This is a genomic window from Nonomuraea sp. MG754425, from assembly GCF_021699195.1.
Lineage (GTDB): Bacteria > Actinomycetota > Actinomycetes > Streptosporangiales > Streptosporangiaceae > Nonomuraea.
Genome location: NZ_SSXE01000049.1, coordinates 15,733 through 35,623, shown reverse-complemented (window position 1 = coordinate 35,623; position 19,891 = coordinate 15,733). Strand labels below are relative to the sequence as shown.

The window sequence follows — 19,891 nt, the reverse complement described above, 5'->3', positions numbered from 1 at the left end:
TCGACAATGGAAGGCCCTGCTGTCCGCATGGAAGATCCTGCCGTCACTGCTCCCGCCGCCACGCGGCCAGACTCGTTCATCCCGCCCCTGGCCGGCCGCGTGCAGGCCGGCGCGTTCGAGCAGACGGACGGCTACGCCGTCTTCCGGCGGCACGGCACCCAGGACTGGCTGCTGATCCACACGGTCTCCGGCCGCGGCCGGTTCGGCACCAGCCGGGGCGAGCTCGCGGCCGAGCCGGGGCAGAGCACGCTCCTGCGTCCGGGCACGCCGCACGACTACGGCGTCGAGCCGCGGCTGCGCCGCTGGGAGATCGTGTTCGCGCACTTCCACCCGCGGCCGGAGTGGCTGCCGCTGCTGAACTGGCCGGAGCCGGCGCCCGGCGTGGGCCGCATCCACGCGGTGGGGGAGTTCGAACGCCGGATCGCCGAGGAGCTGCGGCAGACGGCCACGTTCAGCCTCAGCGGCAGGCAGCGGCACGAGTTGTTCGCGATGAACCGCCTGGAGTCCGCCCTGCTGTGGTGCGACACCCAGAACCCGCGCGCCCGCCGCGTCGACGTGCGCGTGCTGCGCGCCATCGAGTACGTCGACCAGCACGTGGCCGACCCGCTCGACCTCGCCGCGCTGGCGCGGATCGCCCGGCTGTCGGTCTCCCGGTTCGCGCACCTGTTCACCGCCACCCTGGGCACCAGCCCGCAGCAGTACGTCGAGACCCAGCGGCTCACGCTGGCCTGCCAGTTGCTGACCCTGACGACCCGGCCCGTCGCGGCGGTCGCCAGGGAGGTCGGCTACCCCGACCCGCTCTACTTCTCCGCCCGCTTCAAGCGGCGCACCGGCATGAGCCCGACGCGCTACCGGGCCCGCCACGACGCCGACCAGGACCGTCCCGCGCTCCCGCCGGAGATCGGGGCGCGGGACGATTGCCGGGGTCAGGACAGCGCGTAACCGAGGAGCTGCTCGTTGGTCAGGCCCTCGCAGCCGGCCTGGTCGGTGACCAGATGGTCGCCGCTCGCGGCGCGGCAGCGGTACAGCGGGACCGAGCCCGCCACCTGGCTGGTGTGGATGTGACCGACCGGGCCCATCGGGAACTGGCCCTCGCAGCCGGGGTCACGGGTGAGCATGGTGTGGTCGCCGACCTTGCACTCGAAGAGCGGCACGGTGCCGGAGGCGGCCGGGTTGCGCAGCAGCTTCCACACGCGCTCCTGGCTGAAGCCGGGCGGCAGCAGCCGGGAGCTGGCCACGTGCCCCTTGGCCGCGTGGTAGCCGCGGCGCAACTGGGTGTGGGGGAGGAGCTCGAACCCGCACGAGAGCTGCGCGGGCGACAGGTCGGAGCGGTTGGCCAGCGCCCACGTGGACCAGGCCGGCTTGGCGGAGCCGTCGCTGCGCCGCAGGCCCACGCCCAGCCCGGCGGCGGTCTCGTCCGGGTGGTCGCTCATGCGGTGCCAGATGTAGCTCTCGATGCCCGGCGTGCCGAGCACGTTGCGGAAGGTGTTGCAGAGCTGGGACGACTGCGCGGCCTCCGACGACGGCGACAGCGAGTTGACGCCGCTCTCGGTGAGCTGCACCTGCCAGGCCGACGGCGTGCCGGGGAACTGCTGGCGCAGCCAGCCCACCAGGACGCCGATGTTGCCGTAGGTGACCCGGGGGAAGTCGTCGGCGGAGAACTGCGGCGCCAGCAGGTTCGGCGGATACGGATGGTAGGCGACCCGCCAGGCCCGGCCGCCGGCCCTGGCCGCCAGGCCCTTGAGCACGGTCATGCCCGACAGCTTGGCCTCGTGCACGGCCGGCTGGTCGTAGGCGGTGCCGAAGTAGTGGTCGAGCGAGGTGAGCACCTTCGCGGTGGACTGCTGGGCCATGACGGCGTCGTAGGCGGCGTTGTAGTTCGCCGCGATGGCGTTCAGCCAGGCGGTCGTGTCGCACGCCGTGCCCTGGCCGCAGCCGATGTCGAACCAGGTGTTGCTGTTGACCTCGTTCATGACGACGAAGTCGGCGATGCGGCCGTGACCGTGCTGGCCGTCGTAGCGCTGGGCCAGCATGCCGGCGAAGCGGCCGTAGTCGGCGGGGTCGTTCGGCACGCAGAAGATCTCGAAGCCGGGGGCGGCCGGCGTGCAGACGCGGCCCTGGCGCGCCCAGGCCGGGGTGCCGTAGACGACGGCGGTGACGACGAGGCCGCGCTCGGTCCAGTCCTTGATGGCGGCGTCCACGGCGGAGCTGACGGTGTAGCACCGGCCGCCGAACTCCTGCGCGCCCGCCGCGCACGGCGGCGCCTTGACGCTGGGCTCCCAGTCGGCCCAGATGAGGTTCATGGCGACGCCGCCGGTGTTGTTGCCGGCGATCTCGTTCTTGTCGGGCCAGAAGTCCGGCTGCAACCCCTTGATCCGGTAGTCGGACCGGGTCGGGTACGGCAGCGCGGCGGCGGCGTCGGTGATGGCGTCGGTGGTCGGGGTGGCGGTGGCGGTGGCGGGGACGGCGGGCACGAGGAGTAACAGGACGACGGTGGCGAGACGGATGACCCAGCGCATGAGACCTCCAGGAATTTAAACGTCTCAACCATGCAGCGGAGTCGGCCGCCGATCAAGACCCGATTTCCTGCGCCAGGTCGTTTTGAAACGTCGCTAGGGGGCTGTCGAGGCTCTGACCATGAGCTCCGGCTGGAAGACGATCTCCTGATGCCAGTGGTTCGCGTCGCCGCGCGCGTCGGTGAGCAGCAGTTCGGCGGCGGCCTGGCCGAGCTGCTGCTTGGGCTGGCGCACCGAGGTCAGCGACGGCGACAGCAGCGCCGCGAACTCCACGTCGTCGTAGCCCATGATCGCCATGTCGTGCGGGACGCCGACGCCGCGCCGCTCCAGGCCGCGCAGCGCGCCCAGCGCCACCATGTCGTTGACGCAGAACAGCGCCGTGGGTCCGTTGCGCAGGGGCAGCCGCTCCAGTGCCGCCTCGCCCTCGTGGGCGGTCAGCCCGGACAGCGTGATCTCGGTGATCACCTCGCCGGGGTCGAGCCCGGCCGCCCGCACCGCCTTGACCAGCCCCTCCCGGCGGTCGGCGCACTGCCGCACGATCGGCGGCCCGTTGAGGAAGGCGATGCGCCGGTGGCCGAGCGACAGCAGATGGGCCCCGGCCAGCTCGCCGCCCCTGACGTTGTCGACCGCGACCGCGCAGAGCTGGGAGTCGGCCCCCGGCCGGTCGAGCAGCACCATGCCGATGCCGCGCCGGCGCAGCTCCACCAGGTGGGAGATGTCGGACCCGGCGGGCGTGATGAGGATGCCGGGCACCCGGTGCTGCTCCAGGATCTGCAGGTAGTGCGTCTCCTTCTCGATCGAGTCGCTGGAACTGCAGAGCACGAGCAGGAACTGCTCCTGCGACAGCCGGGTCTCGATGCCGGGCAGCACCTCGCTGAAGAACGGGTTGCCGATGTCGCGCACCATCACGCCGACGGAGCGGCCGGAGCCGCCGCGCAACTGGCGGGCCGGCGCGCTGGGCACGAACCCGAGCGTCTTGATGGAGGCCCGCACCCGGCGCAGCGTGCGCTCGGCGACCAGTTCGGGCCGGTTGAGCGCGTTGGAGACCGTTCCCACGGACACGCCGGCATGTGCGGCGACGTCGACCATGCTGAGCCGGCGGCGCTCGGCCGGCTTGTGGATGTCGGTCACCGGTGGGCAGCCCTTCTGGTCACCTGGCAGAGGAGATCAGTCTACCGGTTGAAATGTTTCAGTTAAACGACGCCTGTGTGTCCTCCTGAGCCCCAAGCATTGACGGGAGCACCTTGGGCTGTTTACGGTGCGCTGTACTTGAAATGTTTCAACTTCTTCCCCTTGGAGCCCTCTTCATGCAGCTCGCCGTGACCGACATGCGCGTGCAAGGACTGGCCGAGCCCCTGGGCCTCGACGCGGGTGCGCCGGACTTCTCCTGGCGGATCACCGGGGACGGCCGCGGGCGGGCGCAGAGCGCGTACCGGCTGATCGTGGGCCGTGAGTGCGACCCGGCCGCGGACGGGGCCGAGCCAGTCTGGGACAGCGGAGTCGTGAACTCGCCCGCCACCTTTGACGTCCGCTACGGGGGCCCGGCGCTGCGGCCCCGCACCCGCTACCAGTGGCGGGTCAAGGTGGCCGACGAGAGCGGCGCGTGGACGGGCTGGAGCCCGGCGCACTGGTTCGAGACCGGGCTCGGCGACGCCACCGGCTGGACGGCCGGCTGGATCGGCACGCCGGTGGTGCCCGGGTCCGAGCGGCTGCCGTCGCTGGAGAACGTGCCGCGCGTCTGGGTCGCCGGCCCGCTGGGCCCGTCCCCCGCGGAGACGGGGGCGTTCCGGACGCGCTTCACCGTGGCGGGCGGGGCCAGGCCGCTGTCGGCGTGGCTGGTGATCGGCGGTGGCGGTCCCGAGGTCGAGGCGTACCTCAACGGCGCGCCGGTCGCCGGGGAGATCAGGCAGGGCGCGTTCGTCGCCGACGCCGGCGACCTGGTCGCCTCGGGCGAGAACGTGCTGGCCGTCCGGGCCACCGGGACCGGCGTGTGCGTGCGCCTGGAGGTCGTGGTCGAGGGACGGCCCGCGCTGCCGCAGCTCGTCCCGGTCGCCGGGGAGAGCGCGGTCACCGTCACCTCCGGCGGCCGGTGGCGGGCCAGCGACCGGCCGGACGAGGGCTTCGAGCAGCCCGGTTACGACGACGCCGGCTGGCCGCTGGCCGAGGAGGTGGGCCTGCACGGCGACCCGCCGCTGGGCCGCGAGCCGATCGGCGACCGGCCCAGCCCCTACCTGCGGCGCGAGTTCGCCGTGCCGTCGCCCGTGCGCCGGGCCAGGCTGTACGCCACCGCACTCGGCGTCTACGAGGTGCACCTGAACGGCACCAGGGTGAGCGCCGACCACCTGGCCCCCGGCTGGACCGACTACCGGCACCGCGTCACGTACCAGACCTACGACGTGACGGCGCTGGTGTCGGAGGGGCCCAACGCGCTCGGCGCGCTGCTCGCCGACGGCTGGTACGCCGGCAACATCAGCTGGTTCGGCTCCTTCCAGTACGGCCGGCGCCTGGCCTTCCGCGCCGAGCTGGAGATCCTGCACGACGACGGCTCCGTCACCCGGGTGAGCACCGACCCCGAGTGGCGGGCCGCCTCGGGCGCGATCCGCTACGCCGACCTGCAGAACGGCGAGCGGCAGGACCTGGCCGCCGAGCCGCTCGGCTGGACGGCGCCCGGGTTCGACGACTCCGGCTGGGCGGCCGCGGTGCCCACGAGCCCGCCCGCGGGCCGGCTGACCGCGGCCGTCGCGCCGCCGATCCGGGTGCAGGAGGAGCTGGAGCCGGTCGCGCTGTGGGAGGCGCGGCCGGGCGTGTGGATCGCCGACTTCGGGCAGAACCTGGTCGGCTGGGTGCGTCTCACCGGCCGCTCCGGCCGCGACCGCCCGGTGGTGCTGCGGCACGCCGAGGTGCTCGACCACGAGGGCGGCCTGCACCTGGCCAACCTGCGCTCGGCCCGCGCGACGGACGAGTTCCTGCCCCGCGCCGAGGACGAGGCCGAGACGTTCGAGCCGAGGTTCACCTTCCACGGCTTCCGCTACGTCGAGGTGTCCGGGCTGCGCGGGGCCCCCGAGGCGATCACGGCCCGGGTGGCGTACGCGGCGATGGAGCCCGCGGGCGAGTTCGCCTGCTCCGACGAGCGGCTCGACCGGCTGCAGAGCAACATCGTGTGGGGGCAGCGAGGCAACTTCCTGGCCGTCCCCACCGACTGCCCGCAGCGGGACGAGCGGCTGGGCTGGACCGGCGACATCTGGGCGTTCGCCCCCACCGCGCTGTTCAACTACGACGCCGCCGCCTTCCTGCGGAGCTGGCTGACCGACGTGGTCGACGTCCAGGGCGACGACGGCGCGGTCACGCACGTGGTGCCCGACGTGCTGTCGGGCCGTGGCCTGTCGCCCAACGCCAAGGAGGCGGGCTCGCCCGGCTGGGGCGACGCGCTGGTGATGCTGCCGTGGGCGCTGCACCGGCTGCGCGGCGACGCGGGGGTGGTCGAAGCCTGCTTCGAGCCGATGCTGCGCTGGCTGGCCTACCTGGACAAACGCTCCGACGGCGGGGTGTTCCCCGAGGAGGGGTTCGGCGACTGGCTGTCGATCGGGGCCGAGACCCCGAAGCGGCTCGTCGGCACGGCCGTCTTCGCGCTGTCGGCCAGGCAGCTCGCCGGGCTCGCCGCCGCGCTCGGCCGCGACGCCGACGAGCGCGCCTGCCTCGACCTGTACGAGCGGGTGCGCCGGGCGTTCCGCGCGGCCTTCGTCGAGGGGCCCGGCGTGCTGGCGAGCGGCACGCAGACCGCGTACGTGCTGGCCATCACGGCGGGCCTGCTGGAGGAGCACGAGCTGCCCAGGGCGGCGGCCCGGCTGGCGGCCGACATCGAGGCCCGCGGCGGCCACCTGTCGACCGGCTTCCTCGGCACCCCGTTCCTGCTGGACGCGCTCACCTCGACCGGCCGGCTGGACGTGGCCTACCGGCTGCTGACGCAGGACACCTTCCCGTCCTGGCTCTACCCGGTCGTGCACGGCGACGCCACCACCATGTGGGAGCGCTGGGACTCCTGGAGCCACCACCGGGGGCTGCAGGACCCGGGCATGAACTCCTTCAACCACTACGCCTACGGCGCGGTCGGCGACTGGATGTACCGGACGGTCGGCGGCCTGGCCCCGGGCTCGCCGGGATACGCCGACATCGTCGTGCGCCCGCGTCCGGGCGGGGGCGTCGGCTGGGCGCGGACCGCGCACCGCACCCGGCACGGCGGGGTGGAGATCTCCTGGCGGCTGGCCGCAGACGGCTTCGCGCTCGACGTCGTCGTGCCGCCCAACACCCGCGCCGAGGTGCACGTGCCGGGCCCGCCCGAGCGGGTGACCGAGGGCGGCGGCCCGGCGGCCGAGGCCGGCGGCGTGGCCTTCGACCGGTCCGAGGACGGGGCCGCCGTCTACCGGGTCGGCTCGGGCTCGTACGCCTTCCGCACGTCCACCGTGCCCGAGACGCCCACAGCGCGTCAGCGCACGGCGAGCTGAGAGGCGGTTCCATCGTGACCAGCACAAAGGCGCGCCGCCGGATCCCGTGGGGGGTCTATCTCGTCCTGCTCCCCACGTTCGCCCTGCTCGCGGCGTTCGCCTACTACCCCGCGCTGAACGGCATGGTGCACTCGTTCTTCGAGTGGCGGCCGGGCTTCGCCTCGCCCTTCGTCGGCCTCGAGAACTACCGCACGATGCTCGGCGACGACCTGTGGTGGGCCTCGTTCCGCAACATCGGGATCATCTTCCTGTGGGCGGTCACGCTCATGTGGGTGTTCCCGCTGCTGGCGGCCGAACTGGTGATGTCGCTGTCCAGCGAGCGGCTGCGGTTCGTGTTCCGCACCCTGCTCATCCTCCCGCTGGCCTTCCCCGCCGTGGTCAACGTGCTGCTGTGGCAGTTCATGTACGACCCGCGCGACGGCGTCATCAACAGCCTGCTGCGCGCGGTGGGCCTGGACGGGCTGGCGGGCAACTGGATCGGCGACCCGAGCACCGCGCTCGTCGCGCTCATGACGATCGGCTTCCCGTGGGTGGCGAGCCTGCCGTTCCTCGTGTTCCTCTCGGCGCTGCAGAACGTGCCGGTGGAGATCTACCAGGCCGCCGAGGTGGACGGCGCCGGCCGGCTGCGCCGCTTCTGGAGCATCGACCTGCCGATGATGTTCCGCGACGTGAAGCTGCTGTTCGTGCTGGCGGTGATCTCGGTGCTCCAGTACGGCATGCAGGCGCACATCATGACCGGGGGCGGCCCCGACAACGCCACGCAGGTGCCGGTGCTGCGCATGCTCGACGCGGCCTTCCTGGACACGAGCTGGGGTTACGCGGCCACGCTCGGGACCGTGCTGTTCGCCATGACCCTCGTGGTGAGCGTGGTGGCGCTGCTGGCCGGCCGGAAGAAGGAGGTCTGAGCATGGGCATGAGCCGTACCCGCAGGATCAACCTGGTCTCCGGCGCCGTGCTGTCGGTGCTGGCGTTCGCGGGGCTGTTCCCGTACCTGTTCATGGTCGCCGCCTCGGTGAAGGACAACGACCAGTTCTTCGCCAGCTACTGGTCGCCCGCCTGGCCGGTCCACCTCGACAACTACGCGGCGGCCTGGGAGCAGGTCGGCCCCTACCTGTTCACCTCGTTCGTGGTGGCGGGGCTGGCCATCGTCGGCACGATGGTGCTGGCCCCGGCCGCGGCGTTCGTGTTCGCCCGCTACCGCTTCCCCGGCCGCAACGTGCTGTTCGGGCTGGTCGCCGCGCTGCTGATGGTGCCGTCGATCACGAGCCTGATCCCGCTGTTCGTGCTGATGCGCGATCTCGGCATCCTGGACAGCCGGCTGGTGCTGATCGTCCCGCACGTCACCGCGAACACGGTCTTCGGCATCGTCGTCATGCGCACCTACATGGCCCAGATCCCGGAGGAGATCTTCGAGGCGGCGCGGGTGGACGGGGCGGGCGGGATCCGCCTGTTCACCGGGTTCATGCTGCCGCTGGCCCGGCCGGTCATCGGCACGGTGGCGCTGATGACGGTGCTCGGCGTGTGGAACGACTACTTCTGGCCGCTGCTCACGGTGCAGACCGATGCGTACCGGACGATCCCCGCGGGGCTGGCCTTCTTCGCCAACCAGAACGCGCAGCAGTGGGGCCCGCTGTTCGCGGGTTACGTCCTGGCCAGCCTGCCGCTGGTGGTGCTGTTCACGTTCCTGTCCAAGTGGTTCCTGGCGGGCATCCAGGGCGGCATCGTCTCCGGCAAGTGAGCTCGTCGTGATTGAAACGTATCAACCAACAAGAAAGGGCCCAGATCCCATGCGAACACCCCCCAAGAGCGGGCTGGCGGTCTCGGCCATGCTGGTCGCGCTGACGGGCTGCGGCCTGCTGGGCACCGGCGGCACCACGTCCGGAGCCGACGCCGACGGCAAGGTCACGATCACCCTGGCCGGCCCCAACCAGTGGAACTCCAGCGGCAGCAGCTTCGGCCCCGCGTGGGAGGCGCTCGTCGACTCCTTCGAGAAGCGCGAGCCCGGCATCGAGGTCAAGACCCAGGTGCTGCCCCTCGACGGGTTCTCCCAGACGATCACCACCCAGCTCGCCGCCGGCACCGCGCCCGAACTGGTCTTCAACCAGCCGCCGCACAAGGCGCACGAGGTGCACGCCCTCGACGAAGAACTGCAGAAGCCGAACCCGTACGTGCCGGGCAACCAGCGCTGGATCGACGTGTTCAGGAAGGACTACTTCGGCCCCGGAGTCTCCAAGGCGCTCAGCAAGGAGAGCGGCAAGCTGGAGTACATCCCGTTCAACCTGGTGGCGATCGGCCTGTTCTACAACAAGGACGCCTTCGCCAAGGCCGGCATCGACCAGCCCCCCGCCACCTGGGAGGACTTCCGGAGCGCGTGCACGAAGCTGAAGGACGCCGGCTTCGACCCCGTCGCCCTCGACAAGGGCGGCCTGGCCGCGGGCTGGACGTGGGAGTCGGTCAGCACCCAGCTCATCGACAAGTACTTCGACGACTGGAACCACTTCGACGCCACCGGCAAGCCCGGCAAGGCGCCGACCGTGACCGAGAAGTCGATGAGCAAGGCGATCAAGGAGGGCACCCTCACCACCAAGACGCCCGAGGTGGCCGAGGCGCTGAAGCTCTACAAGGAGTTCTTCGACTGCGGCACGCCCAACTGGACGGGCGTGGCCGACGGCGGCGCGACGGTGGGCTACCGCGACTTCGTCACGGGCCGGGCCGCCATGTCGTGGGGCACCGACTTCGCCGTCGAGGCCCTGAAGACGGACGCGAAGTTCCAGCTCGGCACGATGCCGTTCCCGACGATCACCAAGGCCAGCTCGCCGCTGTCGTCCGACGCCCCGGCCCGTTACGGCGCCTCGATCGGCGGCACCAGCTACATGATCCCCTCGACCGTCAAGGACGAGAAGTACGCGGCGGCGGTCAAGTTCCTGCAGTACATGAGCTCGCCCGCGATCAAGCCCTGGCTGGACGCGACCGGCGGCCTGCCCGCCGTCGAGGGCGTCGAGCCGTCGGCCGAGACGGCCGGGCTGCTGGAGGGCGAGTGGGGCAAGCCGTTCCGGGTGAACGCCCTGCCCGGCGGCCCGGAGGGCACCTCGTTCCGCGACGTGTTCGACGGCTACCTGCTCGGCAAGCGCTCGCTGGATGAGGAGCTGACCGACCTGGCCAAGTGGTGGGAGCGCGGCATCGAGGCCGGCATCAAGAAGAACGCCTGGGGCGACGAGGACTGGGCCAAGTAGGCCGGAACCCCCGGCCAAGAAGAAAGAGAAAGACATGAGAATGCGGTTATTGACCGCCCTGGCACTCGCCGTGCCGCTCGCCATGCCGTTGTACGTCAGCGCGCCCGCGTACGCGGCGACCGGCGGGGTGAGCGGCGTCGAGGTGGGTGAGAGCACGATCACGCTCACCGGCACGGCCCCCGCGGCGGCCGAGTTGTACGCGCTGGACACCTGGCAGGACAGCCACACCGGCGAGCAGCCGGTCGCGACCGTCGAGGCGGGGGAGTTCCGCGTCGAGGTGCCGCGCATGGACGGCGACCAGGACCGGCTCTACGACAAGTTCCTCGCGGTGGGCGCGGACGGCCCGCTGGGCGAGGTGCACTACGCCGACAAGCTGAGCTTCGCGTCCGCCAGCCAAACCCCTTACCCCGAAATGTCGGGCAAAAAGGGTCTGCAGGTGCAGATGACGGATGACGCCGAGGAGATCGGCGTCCAGCACGCCGGCATCAACCTCGCCCTCGACTCCGTCATGACGGCCGGGCCCGGCGCGCCGGACAACACCATCGAGTTCGTCTCGCAGGGCCGGACGTTCTACTTCGACCGCGGCGCCGTCGCCGGCCTGGACGCCCAGGTCAAGCCGCTGTCGGACAACGGCGTACTGGTCAACCTGATCGTGCTCGTCTACAACAGCACCGCCCCCAACTCCGCCGCCCGCACCCTCATCCACCCCGAGGCGGAGCTGGGCAAGGGCACGGTGTACGCGTTCAACACCAAGACCGCCGAGGGCGAGGCGCACTTCACCGCCGCGATGGAGTTCTTCGCCCAGCGCTACAGCCAGGCCGACGGCCGCTACGGCAGGGCGTGGGGCTGGATCGTCGGCAACGAGATCGACGCCCAGCAGTTCTGGTACAACATGGGCCCGCAGGACCGCGACGTCTTCCTGGAGCAGTACACCCGGGCGATGCGGCTGACCTGGCAGTCGGTGCGCAAGGCCGACGCCGCCGCCCGCGTCTACACCTCGCTGACCCACTTCTGGACGGGCGCGGCCAACGCCGACTCCCGCTACACCTACAAGGGCCGCGACGTCGTGGACGGGCTCAACGCGCTCACCAAGCGACAGGGCGACTTCGACTGGCACATCGCCTACCACCCGTATCCGGAGAACCTGTTCAACCCGGCGTTCTGGAACGACAAGACCGCCACGGACGACTTCGACACGATGCGGATCACGTTCAAGAACATCGAACTGCTGCCGCGCTACCTCGCCCAGGAGCATCTGACCTACGGCGGCGAGCGGCGGCGGGTGATCCTGTCCGAACAGGGCCTGAACTCGCAGGACTACTCGGCCAAGGAGCTGGAGCTGCAGGCCGCGGCCTACGCCTACGCCTACTACAAGGTCGCCTTCGCCGACGGCATCGACTCCTTCATCCTGCACCGGCACGTCGACCACAAGCAGGAGGGCGGCCTCAGGCTGGGCCTGTGGACGTGGGACGAGGAGCACAGCGCCGCCTCCAACGCCGGCGAGCGCAAGCCGCTGCACGAGGTGTTCGACGCCATCGACACCGGGCGCTCGCAGGAGGTCACCGAGTTCGCGAAGAAGGTCATCGGGATCTCCGACTGGAAGGACGTCATCCCCGGCTTCGACCCGGCCGCGCTGGCGGTCAGGAAGCCGCCGGCCGTGGTCGGGACGCAGCTCGACGCCCGGCCGGTGGCCGAGAAGGTGATCTCCGGCTTCGAGTCGGACACCGGCGGCTGGCGGCCCTCGGACAACGCCGCCGCGGTGGAGCGGGTGGCCGTCGAGGGCGGGCACGCGCTGCGCGTCCGCTTCGATCGCGACCTGCCGGGCTGGTCGCAGTACGCCAAGTCGTACAAGGGCGCCGACGTGCTGTTCGACAAGGCGCTGGACGCCTCGCGCACGCCCCGGCTCTCGGTGTCGATCAGGGTGCCGGAGAGCGCCGACGACACGTTCAAGCCGGGCAACGTCTTCACCGCCAAGGTCCGCGCGTACGGGCGCGACGGCGCGGTGGCCGAAGGGGTGGGCGCGATCGACCCGGCCCTCGGCTGGAACCGGCTCACGCTCGACCTGTCCCGCTGGGCCCCGCGCTCGGCGATCTCCCGGGTCAAGGTGTGGGTGCGCGGCTCGGTCGGCTCCGACTGGGCGGGCTCGTACGAGATCGACCGGCTCAGCCTGGCCGCGGTCACGCTGCCCAGCCTGGAGCGGCGCAACGTCGAGGTGAGCGCGGCCACCGCCGAGCGCGGCCGGATCGGTTCCACGGTCACCTTCACCGTCACCAACCGGGACGTGCTGCCGATGGCCGGCAACGTCAAGCTGACCGCGTGCGACGGCGTGAGCGTCGATCCCGCCGCGCTGCGGACCGCCGGCCTGGCCTCCGGCGCGGCCCGCTCCTTCGACACCGCGCTGACCGCGTTCGCGCCCGCGAACCAGGAGTACCCGGTCGTGTGCGCCGCCCACCAGGGGCAGGAGCACCGGGTGACGTTCCGGCTGGCGCCGGAGGCCGGGTACGTGCCGCCCGCCCCCGACGCCTTCGCCAACCTGGAGCTGAACGACGGCTTCGACCAGGCCGGCGACTACCAGACGCACCGGGTGCAGCCGGAGAACCAGGAGCTGCCGCAGGTGAACCTCGCCGGCGGCGCGCTGTCGGCCTCCCACCCGTCGGCGGGCTGGTTCGGGATGTTGTCGTCGGGAGTGGCCCCGCGCAACCCGGCGTTCAGCACGGCGATCACCGTCAAGAAGTTCCAGGGTGACTCCGCCGACATGGACACCGTCTACACGGGCCTGGTCAAGGACGGCAAGACCGACGTGGCCGCCTTCTACGTCAACACCCAGAAGTTCGCCGGCTTCGAGGTGCGCGGGCCGCAGGTGCCGGGCGGCCTGGCCGTCTTCGGCGTCAAGCAGGGGGTGAGCATCCCCGACGGCGGCCGGTTCGCGCTGTCGATGGTGGGCGACCGGGCCGCCATGTACGCCGACACCGGCTCCGGCTGGGAGCTCGTCACCGCCGCCACGCTGGAGCACCTGCCGGAGCTGTCGGACCCCGAGGTCAGGGCCGGCTACCGCTACGGGTTCGGCGTGCGCGGCGACGCCGGGCCGAACCCGCTCGTCCTCGACGCGGTACAGGGTCGTAGTATCTCCTGAGCTGTGCGGACGCGCCGTGCCGGCCGGCACGGCGCGTCCCCGTGCGGCGGCCGGGTGCGGCGCGCGGAGCGCGCCGGCCTCACAGTTCGGCGGGCTGTCTCGTCTTACTGATGAGAACAGCCAGCGACCGAGGGAGCCGACCACACATGACCAGCCCAGCACAGCCGGCGGACGCGCGGCCCGATCCGGGCCTGAGCGCGATCGTGAGCGAGCGGCGCCACCTGAGCAACCTCGCCTACCGGCTGCTCGGCTCGCTCACCGACGCCGAGGACGTCGTCCAGGAGACCTACACCCGCTGGTACGCCATGTCCCGGCCGCAGCAGGAGGCCGTCGGCTCGCCCGCCGCCTGGCTGACGAGGGTCGCCGCCCGCATCTGCCTCGACCAGCTCCGCTCGGCCCGCGCCCGGCGCGAGCGCTACGTGGGCGAGTGGATCCCCGAGCCGCTGCCCGACCGCGCGGAGTGGGCCGGCCAGTCACCACCCGACCCGGCCGACCGGGTCACCCTCGACGAGTCGGTCAACATGGCCTTCCTCGTGGTGCTGGAGTCGATGACCCCGCCCGAGCGCGTCGCCTTCATCCTGCACGACGTCTTCCGCTACCCGTTCCCCGAGGTGGCCGAGATCGTCGGCCGCAGCCCCGCGGCCTGCCGGCAACTGGCCACCTCCGCCCGCCGCCGCCTGCGCGCCACCCAGGCTCCGCCCGCCCCGGTGGCCCGGCAGGCCCGGATCGTCGGCGACTTCAAGCGGGCGTGGGAGGCCGGGGACATCGACGCCCTCATCGGCCTGCTCGACCCCGCCGCCACCGGGACCGCCGACGGCGGCGGCCGGGCCGACGCCGTGCTGCGGCCCGTCGAGGGCGCCGAGCAGGTCGCGCGCTACGCCCTCGACATCGTGACCAGGATCCCCGGCATGACGCTGCTGGAGCGCACCGTCAACGGCCGGCCCGGCCTGGTGGGACGGCGCGACGACGCCACCGTGGTGGTGCTGGCGTTCGACGTCGTGGACGACCGGATCACGCGTATCTGGGCGGTACGCAACCCCGACAAGCTGCGCTCCTGGCCCGCCGGCCCGCGCCACTGACCTCCCGTTCCCCTCACCCTCAGGAAGCCGACCGACATGTTCCTGCGCATCACCGTCGCCCTGCAGACCCTGGCGCTGTTCGCCGCGCCGGTCACGGCCGGGCTGCTGCTGGCCACCCCCAGCGGACAGCCGCTGCACAGCGCCGCCGCCTACACCGTGTTCGCCGTGTCCCTGGTGCACCTGCTCGCCGCCGTGCTGACCTGGCGGCCGGGCGGCGGCTCACCCAGGCCCATCCTGCACGCCCTCGTCTTCTTCGTGCTCATCCTGGCGCAGGTCGCGCTGGGCATCGCGGGGTTGACGGTCCTGCACGTCCCGCTGGGGACGCTGATGTTCGCCATGAGCGTGCTGCAGCTCAGCAAGGTCCTGCCGGGAGGGGGAGGCGGCCACCCCTCCCGATCGGACGGGGACCGCGGCGCACCGGACGGTCACCGACGATCCCCCGCCGTTCACCCGCAGTGAACGCGCTGCTGGAACGCGAAGGCGATCCCCTGTGAGCCCTTGATGTCTCCGGCGACGCTGATGCACTTGCCCCTGGCGGTGACGTAGACGGGACCGGCGTAGTACTTGTACTGCCCCGCGTCGGAACCGGCCCAGCCCGACGTGCCGTGCACCTTGATCCGCACCCCCTTGTACGCGGTGCGGCCGTAGTTCGCACCGGTGCCGTAGGCCAGCGCGCAGTTCTTGCCGGTGCCGGCGTTCCACCGGACCTCCAGGGTGCCCTGCTTGCCGCCCTTGGAGATGTCGTAGGTGCCGACGAGCTTGTAGCCGCTGCCGCACGGCCCGGCCGCGACCGCCGCCCCGGCCGGAGCGGCGGTGAGCGAGGCGACACAGGCGGCGAGCGCCACCGCGCTCGCCAGGGCGGCGGACTTGTTTCCGATACGCATGTTCTTCTTTCGTGGATTCGGACGGGCCGGGGCGTCGAACGGGGCCCGTCGTGTGCCCGGGGCCCACCCGCCCCCGGCGACTGGCCGGAGACATGCTTGTGGAAGGGTCTGAAGCTTCGCTGAATTCGCACTTAAACCCGTGGCCGGGCGGGTTTTAAAGCGTTGGCGTCGCGCTCGCTCGACGGGCTAGCGTGGCTCCGGTCATATGCCGGGGAGGGTTCGCCCCGCTCCGCGCCGGTGAGTCAGCACATAGGAGACATCGGATGCCCGCTCAGCTCGTCGCGCTCTGCTTCGACGCGAATGACCCCCACGGCCTGGCCCGGTTCTGGGCCGGAGTGCTGGGCTGGGAAGCGGCCGACGACCCGAGCGGCGGCAGCACGCTCCTGCCGTCCGACGACACCGGGTTCCGTCTCCGGTTCGTCCCGAGCGAGGAGAAGAAGACCGGCCAGAACCAGATGCACTTCGATCTGACGAGTTCCGCCCCGGAGGAGCAGCGGCGCACGGTCGAGCGGGTGCTCGCGCTCGGCGGGCGGCACATCGACGTCGGGCAGCGCCCCGAGGAGGGGCACGTGGTGCTCGCCGACCCCGAGGGCAACGAGCTGTGCGTGATCGCGGCGGGCAACAGGTTCCTCGCCGAATGCGGCTTCGTCGGGGCCGTCTCGTCCGACGGCACGCAGGCGGTCGGGTACTTCTGGAGCGCCGCGCTGGGCTGGCCGCTGGTCTGGGACCAGGACGAGGAGACCGCGATCCGCTCGCCGCACGGCGGCCCCAAGATCACCTGGGGCGGCCCGCCGGTGGCGGCGAAGACCGGCAAGAACCGGCTGCACTTCGACCTCGCCCCGCCCGCGGACGGCGATCAGCAGGCGGAGGTCGAGCGGCTGCTCTCCCTCGGAGCCACCCGCGTCGACATCGGCCAGGGCCGGAGCGGCCACGTGGTGCTGGCCGACCCCGACGGCAACGAGTTCTGCCTCCTGCCCTCCGCCTGATCCGCCGGGTCCCGCGCGGCTGACCTGATGACATCGGCCCCGGAGCCGCGCACACCCGGCGAAGCGGTCCGGTGCGACGTCTGACCGATGCCCGGCCGGGGCGGTGCGCAAGCGGTAACGCGCACGCCGCCCCGGCCGTTCCACCCGCGTAACACCTCGCTCCTACGTTCGGTCTCACGCCTTTGGATCCAAGTTCGGATCCAGGAGATCGAGGAGCACGCATGGACGCAGCGGGAGCGCCCGGCATCCACATCGAGAAACTCACCAAGTCCTTCACGACACGCCGCCGGAACGTGGTGGCGCTCGACGGGGTGGACATCAGCTCCGGCGAAGGTGAGTTCGTCTCCCTGCTGGGGCCGTCCGGGTGCGGGAAGAGCACCATCCTGCGGATTCTGGCGGGGCTGGAGGAGCCGACCTCCGGCGGGGTGCTGGTGCACGGTGAGACGCCGGCCGAGATGCGCCGGCGCCACCACCTGGGCATCGCCTTCCAGGACAGCGCGCTGCTGCCGTGGCGATCGGTGCGGACGAACATCCGCCTGCCCCTGGAGATCGGCGGCGGCGCGGCCGGCGACGGATTCGTCCAGGACCTCATCGACCTGGTCGGCCTGTCCGGGTTCGAGAACGCGCGGCCCGACCAGCTCTCCGGCGGCATGCGCCAGCGGGTGGCGATCGCCCGCGCCCTGGTCGTCAGGCCGAAGGTGCTGCTGCTGGACGAGCCGTTCGGCGCGCTGGACGACATGACCAGGCAGAACCTGAACGGCGAGCTGCTGCGCATCTGGACCGAGCGGCCGGCCACGACCCTCATGGTGACGCACAGCATCGCCGAGGCGGTGTTCCTGTCGGACACGGTCGTGGTGATGAGCGCCCGGCCCGGCCGCGTCACGGAGGTCGTGTCCATCGACCTGCCCAGGCCGCGCCCGCCGGAGCTGTCGCGCACGCCGGAGTTCCACGCGTACGTGGACCGCCTGTCGGCGCTGCTGTTCGGCGAGACGGTCCACGCGGGAGAGCCGAGATGATCGTCAGGTTCGCCGGAGCCGCGATCATCGTGGTGACCTGGCAGGTTCTGGGCGGGTTCGGGCTGCTCGGCCCGGCGATCGCGCCGCCCACGGAGATCGTCGCCGGGGTGTTCGCCGACGGCGCGTCCTTCTACGCCCCGCACGTGCCGGCCACGCTCGGCTCGGCCCTGCTCGGCTACCTGTGGGGCAACCTGGCCGCGGTCGCCTGCGCTTCCCTGGTGATCGTGCTGCCCTGGCTGGAGAAGCTCGTCCTGCAGATCGGCATCGCCTCCGCCTGCATCCCGCTGGTGGCGGTCGCGCCGATCCTGGCCGCCGTCTTCAACGGCCCGACGGCCTGCGTGGTCATGGCGGGCGTGTCGGTCTTCTTCACCACGCTGGTCAGCACGGTGAACGGGCTGCGCCTGTCCGACCGGACCAGCGAGGACCTGATCCGCGCCTACGGCGGCGGGCGGCTGGCCGTGCTGCGCAAGGTGCAACTCCTGTCGGCGCTGCCGAGCCTGCTGACCGCGTTGAAGATCGCCGTCCCGGCCGCCGTGCTCGGCACGATCATCGGCGAGTTCATGGGCCAGGAACGCGGGCTGGGCGCCGCCCTGATGGTCGCCCAGCAGTCCGCGGACGTGGTCCGCACCTGGGGGATCACCCTGGTGTCGAGCCTGCTGACGGTCGCCGCCTTCCTCGCGGTCGCCGCCGTGGAACGCCTGGCCACCCCGTGGACGGGGGCCGCCCGATGAGGCCCGCGGTGCGGAAGGCGGCCGGCGGCCTGCTGGTCCTGGCCGGGACCGTCGTCGCCGTGGTCGTCGTGTGGAGCGCGTTCATCGCCGTCGTGGACGTCAGCCCCTTCGTGGCCAAGACGCCCCTGGACGTGTGGACGTACCTGACGGAGGCGGCCAACCGGGCCGCGATGTGGCCGCTGCTCGGGCGCACGCTCGCCGACGCCGCCCTCGGCTTCGCCGCCGGCCTCGGCGTCTCCACCGCGGTCGCGCTGCTGTTCTACTTCTCCCACGTCGCCGAGCGCATGTTCCTGCCGGTGCTGGCCGCGCTGCGGGCCATCCCGATGGTGACCGTCGCCCCGATCATCGTGCTGGTCTTCGGACGGGAGGAGGCCGGCACCGCCGTCATCGGCGCGGCGATCGTGCTCGTCCCCGCGCTGCTCACCATGCTGCACGGCGTGCGCTCCGCGCCCGTGGCCGGGCTCGACCTGTGCCGGGCCTACGGCGGCACCGCCTGGACCGCGTTCACCAAGGTCGCGCTGCCGCACGCGGTGCCGACCTGGTTCACCGCCGCGCGCATCTCCGTCACCACCGCGATCGTCGGCGCGCTGCTCGCCCAGTGGCTGGCCTCCGGGGCCGGGCTGGGCGGCCAGATGATGCGCGACGCCAACGAGTTCCAGTTCGACCGCCTGTGGGCCTCCGTCGTCGTGCTCACCGTGGTCTGCGTCGCCGTCTACCAGCTTCTCGCCCTCGTCGAGGGCCTGGTTCAATCCCGTCTTAGGAGTACGTCATGACCTTCTCCCGGCGCCGGTTCCTGCTGGCCACCGCCGCGACCCCCCTCCTGCTGGCCGGCTGCGGGAGCGAGGAGACGCCCGCCGCCGGCGGCGGAGCCCGGTTCGGCACCGTCTCCCAGCGGCTCGCCTGGATCAAGAACACCCAGTTCGCCGGCAGCTACGTGGCCGACAAGAAGGGCTACTACCGGGCCGAGGGCTTCAGCGGCGCCGACCTGGTGGCCGGCGGGCCCACCGCGCCGCCGATCGAGTCCGACGTGCTGGGCCGCACCTTCGCCGGGGTCTCGCAGGTGCCGATCGTCGGCTCCGCGGTCGCCAAGGGCGCCCCCTTGAAGATCATCGGCGCGGTCTACACCCGCTACGCCGGCTGCGTCATGTCGATGACCGACAAGCCGATCAAGACCCCCGAGGACCTGTACGGCAAGACCATCGGCTGCGCCTCCTCCAGCGAGCCCGTCTGGCGCACGTTCCTGGCCGCGTCCGGGCTGGACCAGTCCCGCATCAAGACCGTGCCGGTGCAGGGCAACCCCATCGGCATGACCAAGGGGGAGATCGACGGCTACCTCGGCTTCATCAACAGCCAGGTCATCGACCTGCGGCACCTGGGGCACGACATCACCACGATGCTGCTGGCCGACGTCGGGTTCCCGCTGGTGGGCCAGACGTACATCACCACGCAGGAGCACCTCGACAACGACAGGGACCAGGTCAAGGCGTTCCTGCGGGCCGAGATCAAGGGCTGGCGCGACGTGCTCGCCGACCCTCAGTACGCCACCGACCTGACCGTCGACGAGTACGGCAAGGACCTCAAGCTCGACCCCGCCGCCACCCTCGACTGCTGCAAGGCGGGCAACGAGCTCATCCGCGACGGGCAGCCCACCCAGCAGCTCATCGCGCTCACCGACCAGCAGGCGGAGGACAACGTCAAGGCGATCAACGCCGGTGGCCTGAAGCTCACCGCGGACCAGCTTTTCGACCTCGGCCCCATCCGCGAGGTCTACCAGGAAGACCCCGGCCTGGCCGCCACCGTCAAGAACTGAG

Annotated in this window: 16 protein-coding genes; 13 read left to right on the top strand and 3 right to left on the bottom strand. The window is 71.7% G+C overall.

Annotated features, from left to right (window positions below; genetic code table 11):
• Positions 1–27: 27 nt before the first annotated feature.
• Entirely contained in the window at positions 28–942 is a 915-nt protein-coding gene (locus FAF44_RS18865; RefSeq protein WP_237104507.1) for a helix-turn-helix domain-containing protein, read from the top strand.
• Here the strand turns inward: FAF44_RS18865 and FAF44_RS18860 are convergent.
• A complete protein-coding gene (locus FAF44_RS18860) occupies positions 927–2,519 on the bottom strand; it encodes a DUF5722 domain-containing protein (RefSeq protein ID WP_237104506.1) in 1,593 nt (530 codons plus the stop codon). The genes FAF44_RS18865 and FAF44_RS18860 overlap by 16 nt on opposite strands.
• 93 nt (positions 2,520–2,612) lie before the next feature.
• Entirely contained in the window at positions 2,613–3,647 is a 1,035-nt protein-coding gene (locus FAF44_RS18855) for a LacI family DNA-binding transcriptional regulator (protein ID WP_237104505.1), read from the bottom strand.
• A 176-nt stretch (positions 3,648–3,823) separates the two neighbouring features.
• Here FAF44_RS18855 and FAF44_RS18850 point away from each other — a divergent pair, with 176 nt between their 5' ends.
• The 7 genes from FAF44_RS18850 to FAF44_RS18820 all read left to right on the top strand — a co-directional run bounded on the left by FAF44_RS18850 (position 3,824) and on the right by FAF44_RS18820 (position 14,922).
• Complete coding sequence (locus FAF44_RS18850) at positions 3,824–7,018, top strand: alpha-L-rhamnosidase (RefSeq protein ID WP_237104504.1); 3,195 nt, start codon at positions 3,824–3,826, stop codon at positions 7,016–7,018.
• Positions 7,019–7,032: 14 nt separating this feature from the next.
• A complete protein-coding gene (locus FAF44_RS18845) occupies positions 7,033–7,923 on the top strand; it encodes a carbohydrate ABC transporter permease (RefSeq protein WP_237104503.1) in 891 nt (296 codons plus the stop codon).
• 2 nt (positions 7,924–7,925) lie between these two features.
• Complete coding sequence (locus tag FAF44_RS18840; protein ID WP_237104502.1) at positions 7,926–8,756, top strand: carbohydrate ABC transporter permease; 831 nt, start codon at positions 7,926–7,928, stop codon at positions 8,754–8,756.
• A 49-nt stretch (positions 8,757–8,805) separates the two neighbouring features.
• Positions 8,806–10,251: an ABC transporter substrate-binding protein gene (locus tag FAF44_RS18835; RefSeq protein WP_237104501.1), complete on the top strand. Its 1,446-nt coding sequence runs from the start codon at positions 8,806–8,808 to the stop codon at positions 10,249–10,251.
• 34 nt (positions 10,252–10,285) lie between these two features.
• Complete coding sequence (locus tag FAF44_RS18830) at positions 10,286–13,384, top strand: DUF5722 domain-containing protein (protein WP_237104500.1); 3,099 nt, start codon at positions 10,286–10,288, stop codon at positions 13,382–13,384.
• Between the two features lie 146 nt (positions 13,385–13,530).
• Positions 13,531–14,463, top strand: a complete 933-nt coding sequence (gene sigJ, locus FAF44_RS18825; protein WP_237104499.1) for an RNA polymerase sigma factor SigJ — start codon at positions 13,531–13,533, stop codon at positions 14,461–14,463.
• A gap of 36 nt (positions 14,464–14,499) precedes the next feature.
• Positions 14,500–14,922 carry a hypothetical protein gene (locus tag FAF44_RS18820; protein WP_237104498.1) on the top strand — a complete coding sequence of 141 codons (423 nt, stop codon included), beginning with the start codon at positions 14,500–14,502 and terminating at the stop codon, positions 14,920–14,922.
• On the opposite strand, the gene FAF44_RS18815 is transcribed toward FAF44_RS18820, so the two are convergent.
• Positions 14,910–15,347, bottom strand: a complete 438-nt coding sequence (locus FAF44_RS18815; RefSeq protein ID WP_237104497.1) for a hypothetical protein — start codon at positions 15,345–15,347, stop codon at positions 14,910–14,912. The genes FAF44_RS18820 and FAF44_RS18815 overlap by 13 nt on opposite strands.
• Positions 15,348–15,610: 263 nt before the next feature.
• Here FAF44_RS18815 and FAF44_RS18810 point away from each other — a divergent pair, with 263 nt between their 5' ends.
• From FAF44_RS18810 to FAF44_RS18790, 5 genes are all read left to right on the top strand, one after another.
• Positions 15,611–16,333 (top strand): VOC family protein, encoded by a 723-nt coding sequence (locus tag FAF44_RS18810; RefSeq protein ID WP_237104496.1) that lies wholly within the window; start codon positions 15,611–15,613, stop codon positions 16,331–16,333.
• Positions 16,334–16,554: 221 nt separating this feature from the next.
• Positions 16,555–17,349 carry an ABC transporter ATP-binding protein gene (locus tag FAF44_RS18805; RefSeq protein WP_237104495.1) on the top strand — a complete coding sequence of 265 codons (795 nt, stop codon included), beginning with the start codon at positions 16,555–16,557 and terminating at the stop codon, positions 17,347–17,349.
• A complete protein-coding gene (locus tag FAF44_RS18800) occupies positions 17,346–18,080 on the top strand; it encodes an ABC transporter permease (RefSeq protein ID WP_237104494.1) in 735 nt (244 codons plus the stop codon). The genes FAF44_RS18805 and FAF44_RS18800 overlap by 4 nt, the downstream gene beginning before the upstream one ends.
• Before the next feature lie 8 nt (positions 18,081–18,088).
• The gene (locus FAF44_RS18795; protein WP_237104493.1) at positions 18,089–18,853 is read left to right on the top strand and encodes an ABC transporter permease; all 765 of its coding nucleotides are present in this window, start codon (positions 18,089–18,091) and stop codon (positions 18,851–18,853) included.
• Positions 18,850–19,890 carry an ABC transporter substrate-binding protein gene (locus tag FAF44_RS18790; RefSeq protein WP_237104492.1) on the top strand — a complete coding sequence of 347 codons (1,041 nt, stop codon included), beginning with the start codon at positions 18,850–18,852 and terminating at the stop codon, positions 19,888–19,890. Before FAF44_RS18795 ends, FAF44_RS18790 begins: the two co-directional genes overlap by 4 nt.
• The last annotated feature ends 1 nt before the right edge of the window (position 19,891 follow it).

Bases quoted from the DNA above. Each gene is read 5' to 3' on its own strand.
- FAF44_RS18865 (WP_237104507.1), top strand. From the start codon at position 28: ATGGAAGATCCTGCCGTCACTGCTCCCGCCGCCACGCGGCCAGACTCG.
- FAF44_RS18860 (WP_237104506.1), bottom strand. From the start codon at position 2,519: ATGCGCTGGGTCATCCGTCTCGCCACCGTCGTCCTGTTACTCCTCGTG.
- FAF44_RS18850 (WP_237104504.1), top strand. From the start codon at position 3,824: ATGCAGCTCGCCGTGACCGACATGCGCGTGCAAGGACTGGCCGAGCCC.
- FAF44_RS18840 (WP_237104502.1), top strand. From the start codon at position 7,926: ATGGGCATGAGCCGTACCCGCAGGATCAACCTGGTCTCCGGCGCCGTG.
- FAF44_RS18835 (WP_237104501.1), top strand. From the start codon at position 8,806: ATGCGAACACCCCCCAAGAGCGGGCTGGCGGTCTCGGCCATGCTGGTC.
- FAF44_RS18830 (WP_237104500.1), top strand. From the start codon at position 10,286: ATGAGAATGCGGTTATTGACCGCCCTGGCACTCGCCGTGCCGCTCGCC.
- sigJ (WP_237104499.1), top strand. From the start codon at position 13,531: ATGACCAGCCCAGCACAGCCGGCGGACGCGCGGCCCGATCCGGGCCTG.
- FAF44_RS18820 (WP_237104498.1), top strand. From the start codon at position 14,500: ATGTTCCTGCGCATCACCGTCGCCCTGCAGACCCTGGCGCTGTTCGCC.
- FAF44_RS18815 (WP_237104497.1), bottom strand. From the start codon at position 15,347: ATGCGTATCGGAAACAAGTCCGCCGCCCTGGCGAGCGCGGTGGCGCTC.
- FAF44_RS18810 (WP_237104496.1), top strand. From the start codon at position 15,611: ATGCCCGCTCAGCTCGTCGCGCTCTGCTTCGACGCGAATGACCCCCAC.
- FAF44_RS18805 (WP_237104495.1), top strand. From the start codon at position 16,555: ATGGACGCAGCGGGAGCGCCCGGCATCCACATCGAGAAACTCACCAAG.
- FAF44_RS18800 (WP_237104494.1), top strand. From the start codon at position 17,346: ATGATCGTCAGGTTCGCCGGAGCCGCGATCATCGTGGTGACCTGGCAG.
- FAF44_RS18790 (WP_237104492.1), top strand. From the start codon at position 18,850: ATGACCTTCTCCCGGCGCCGGTTCCTGCTGGCCACCGCCGCGACCCCC.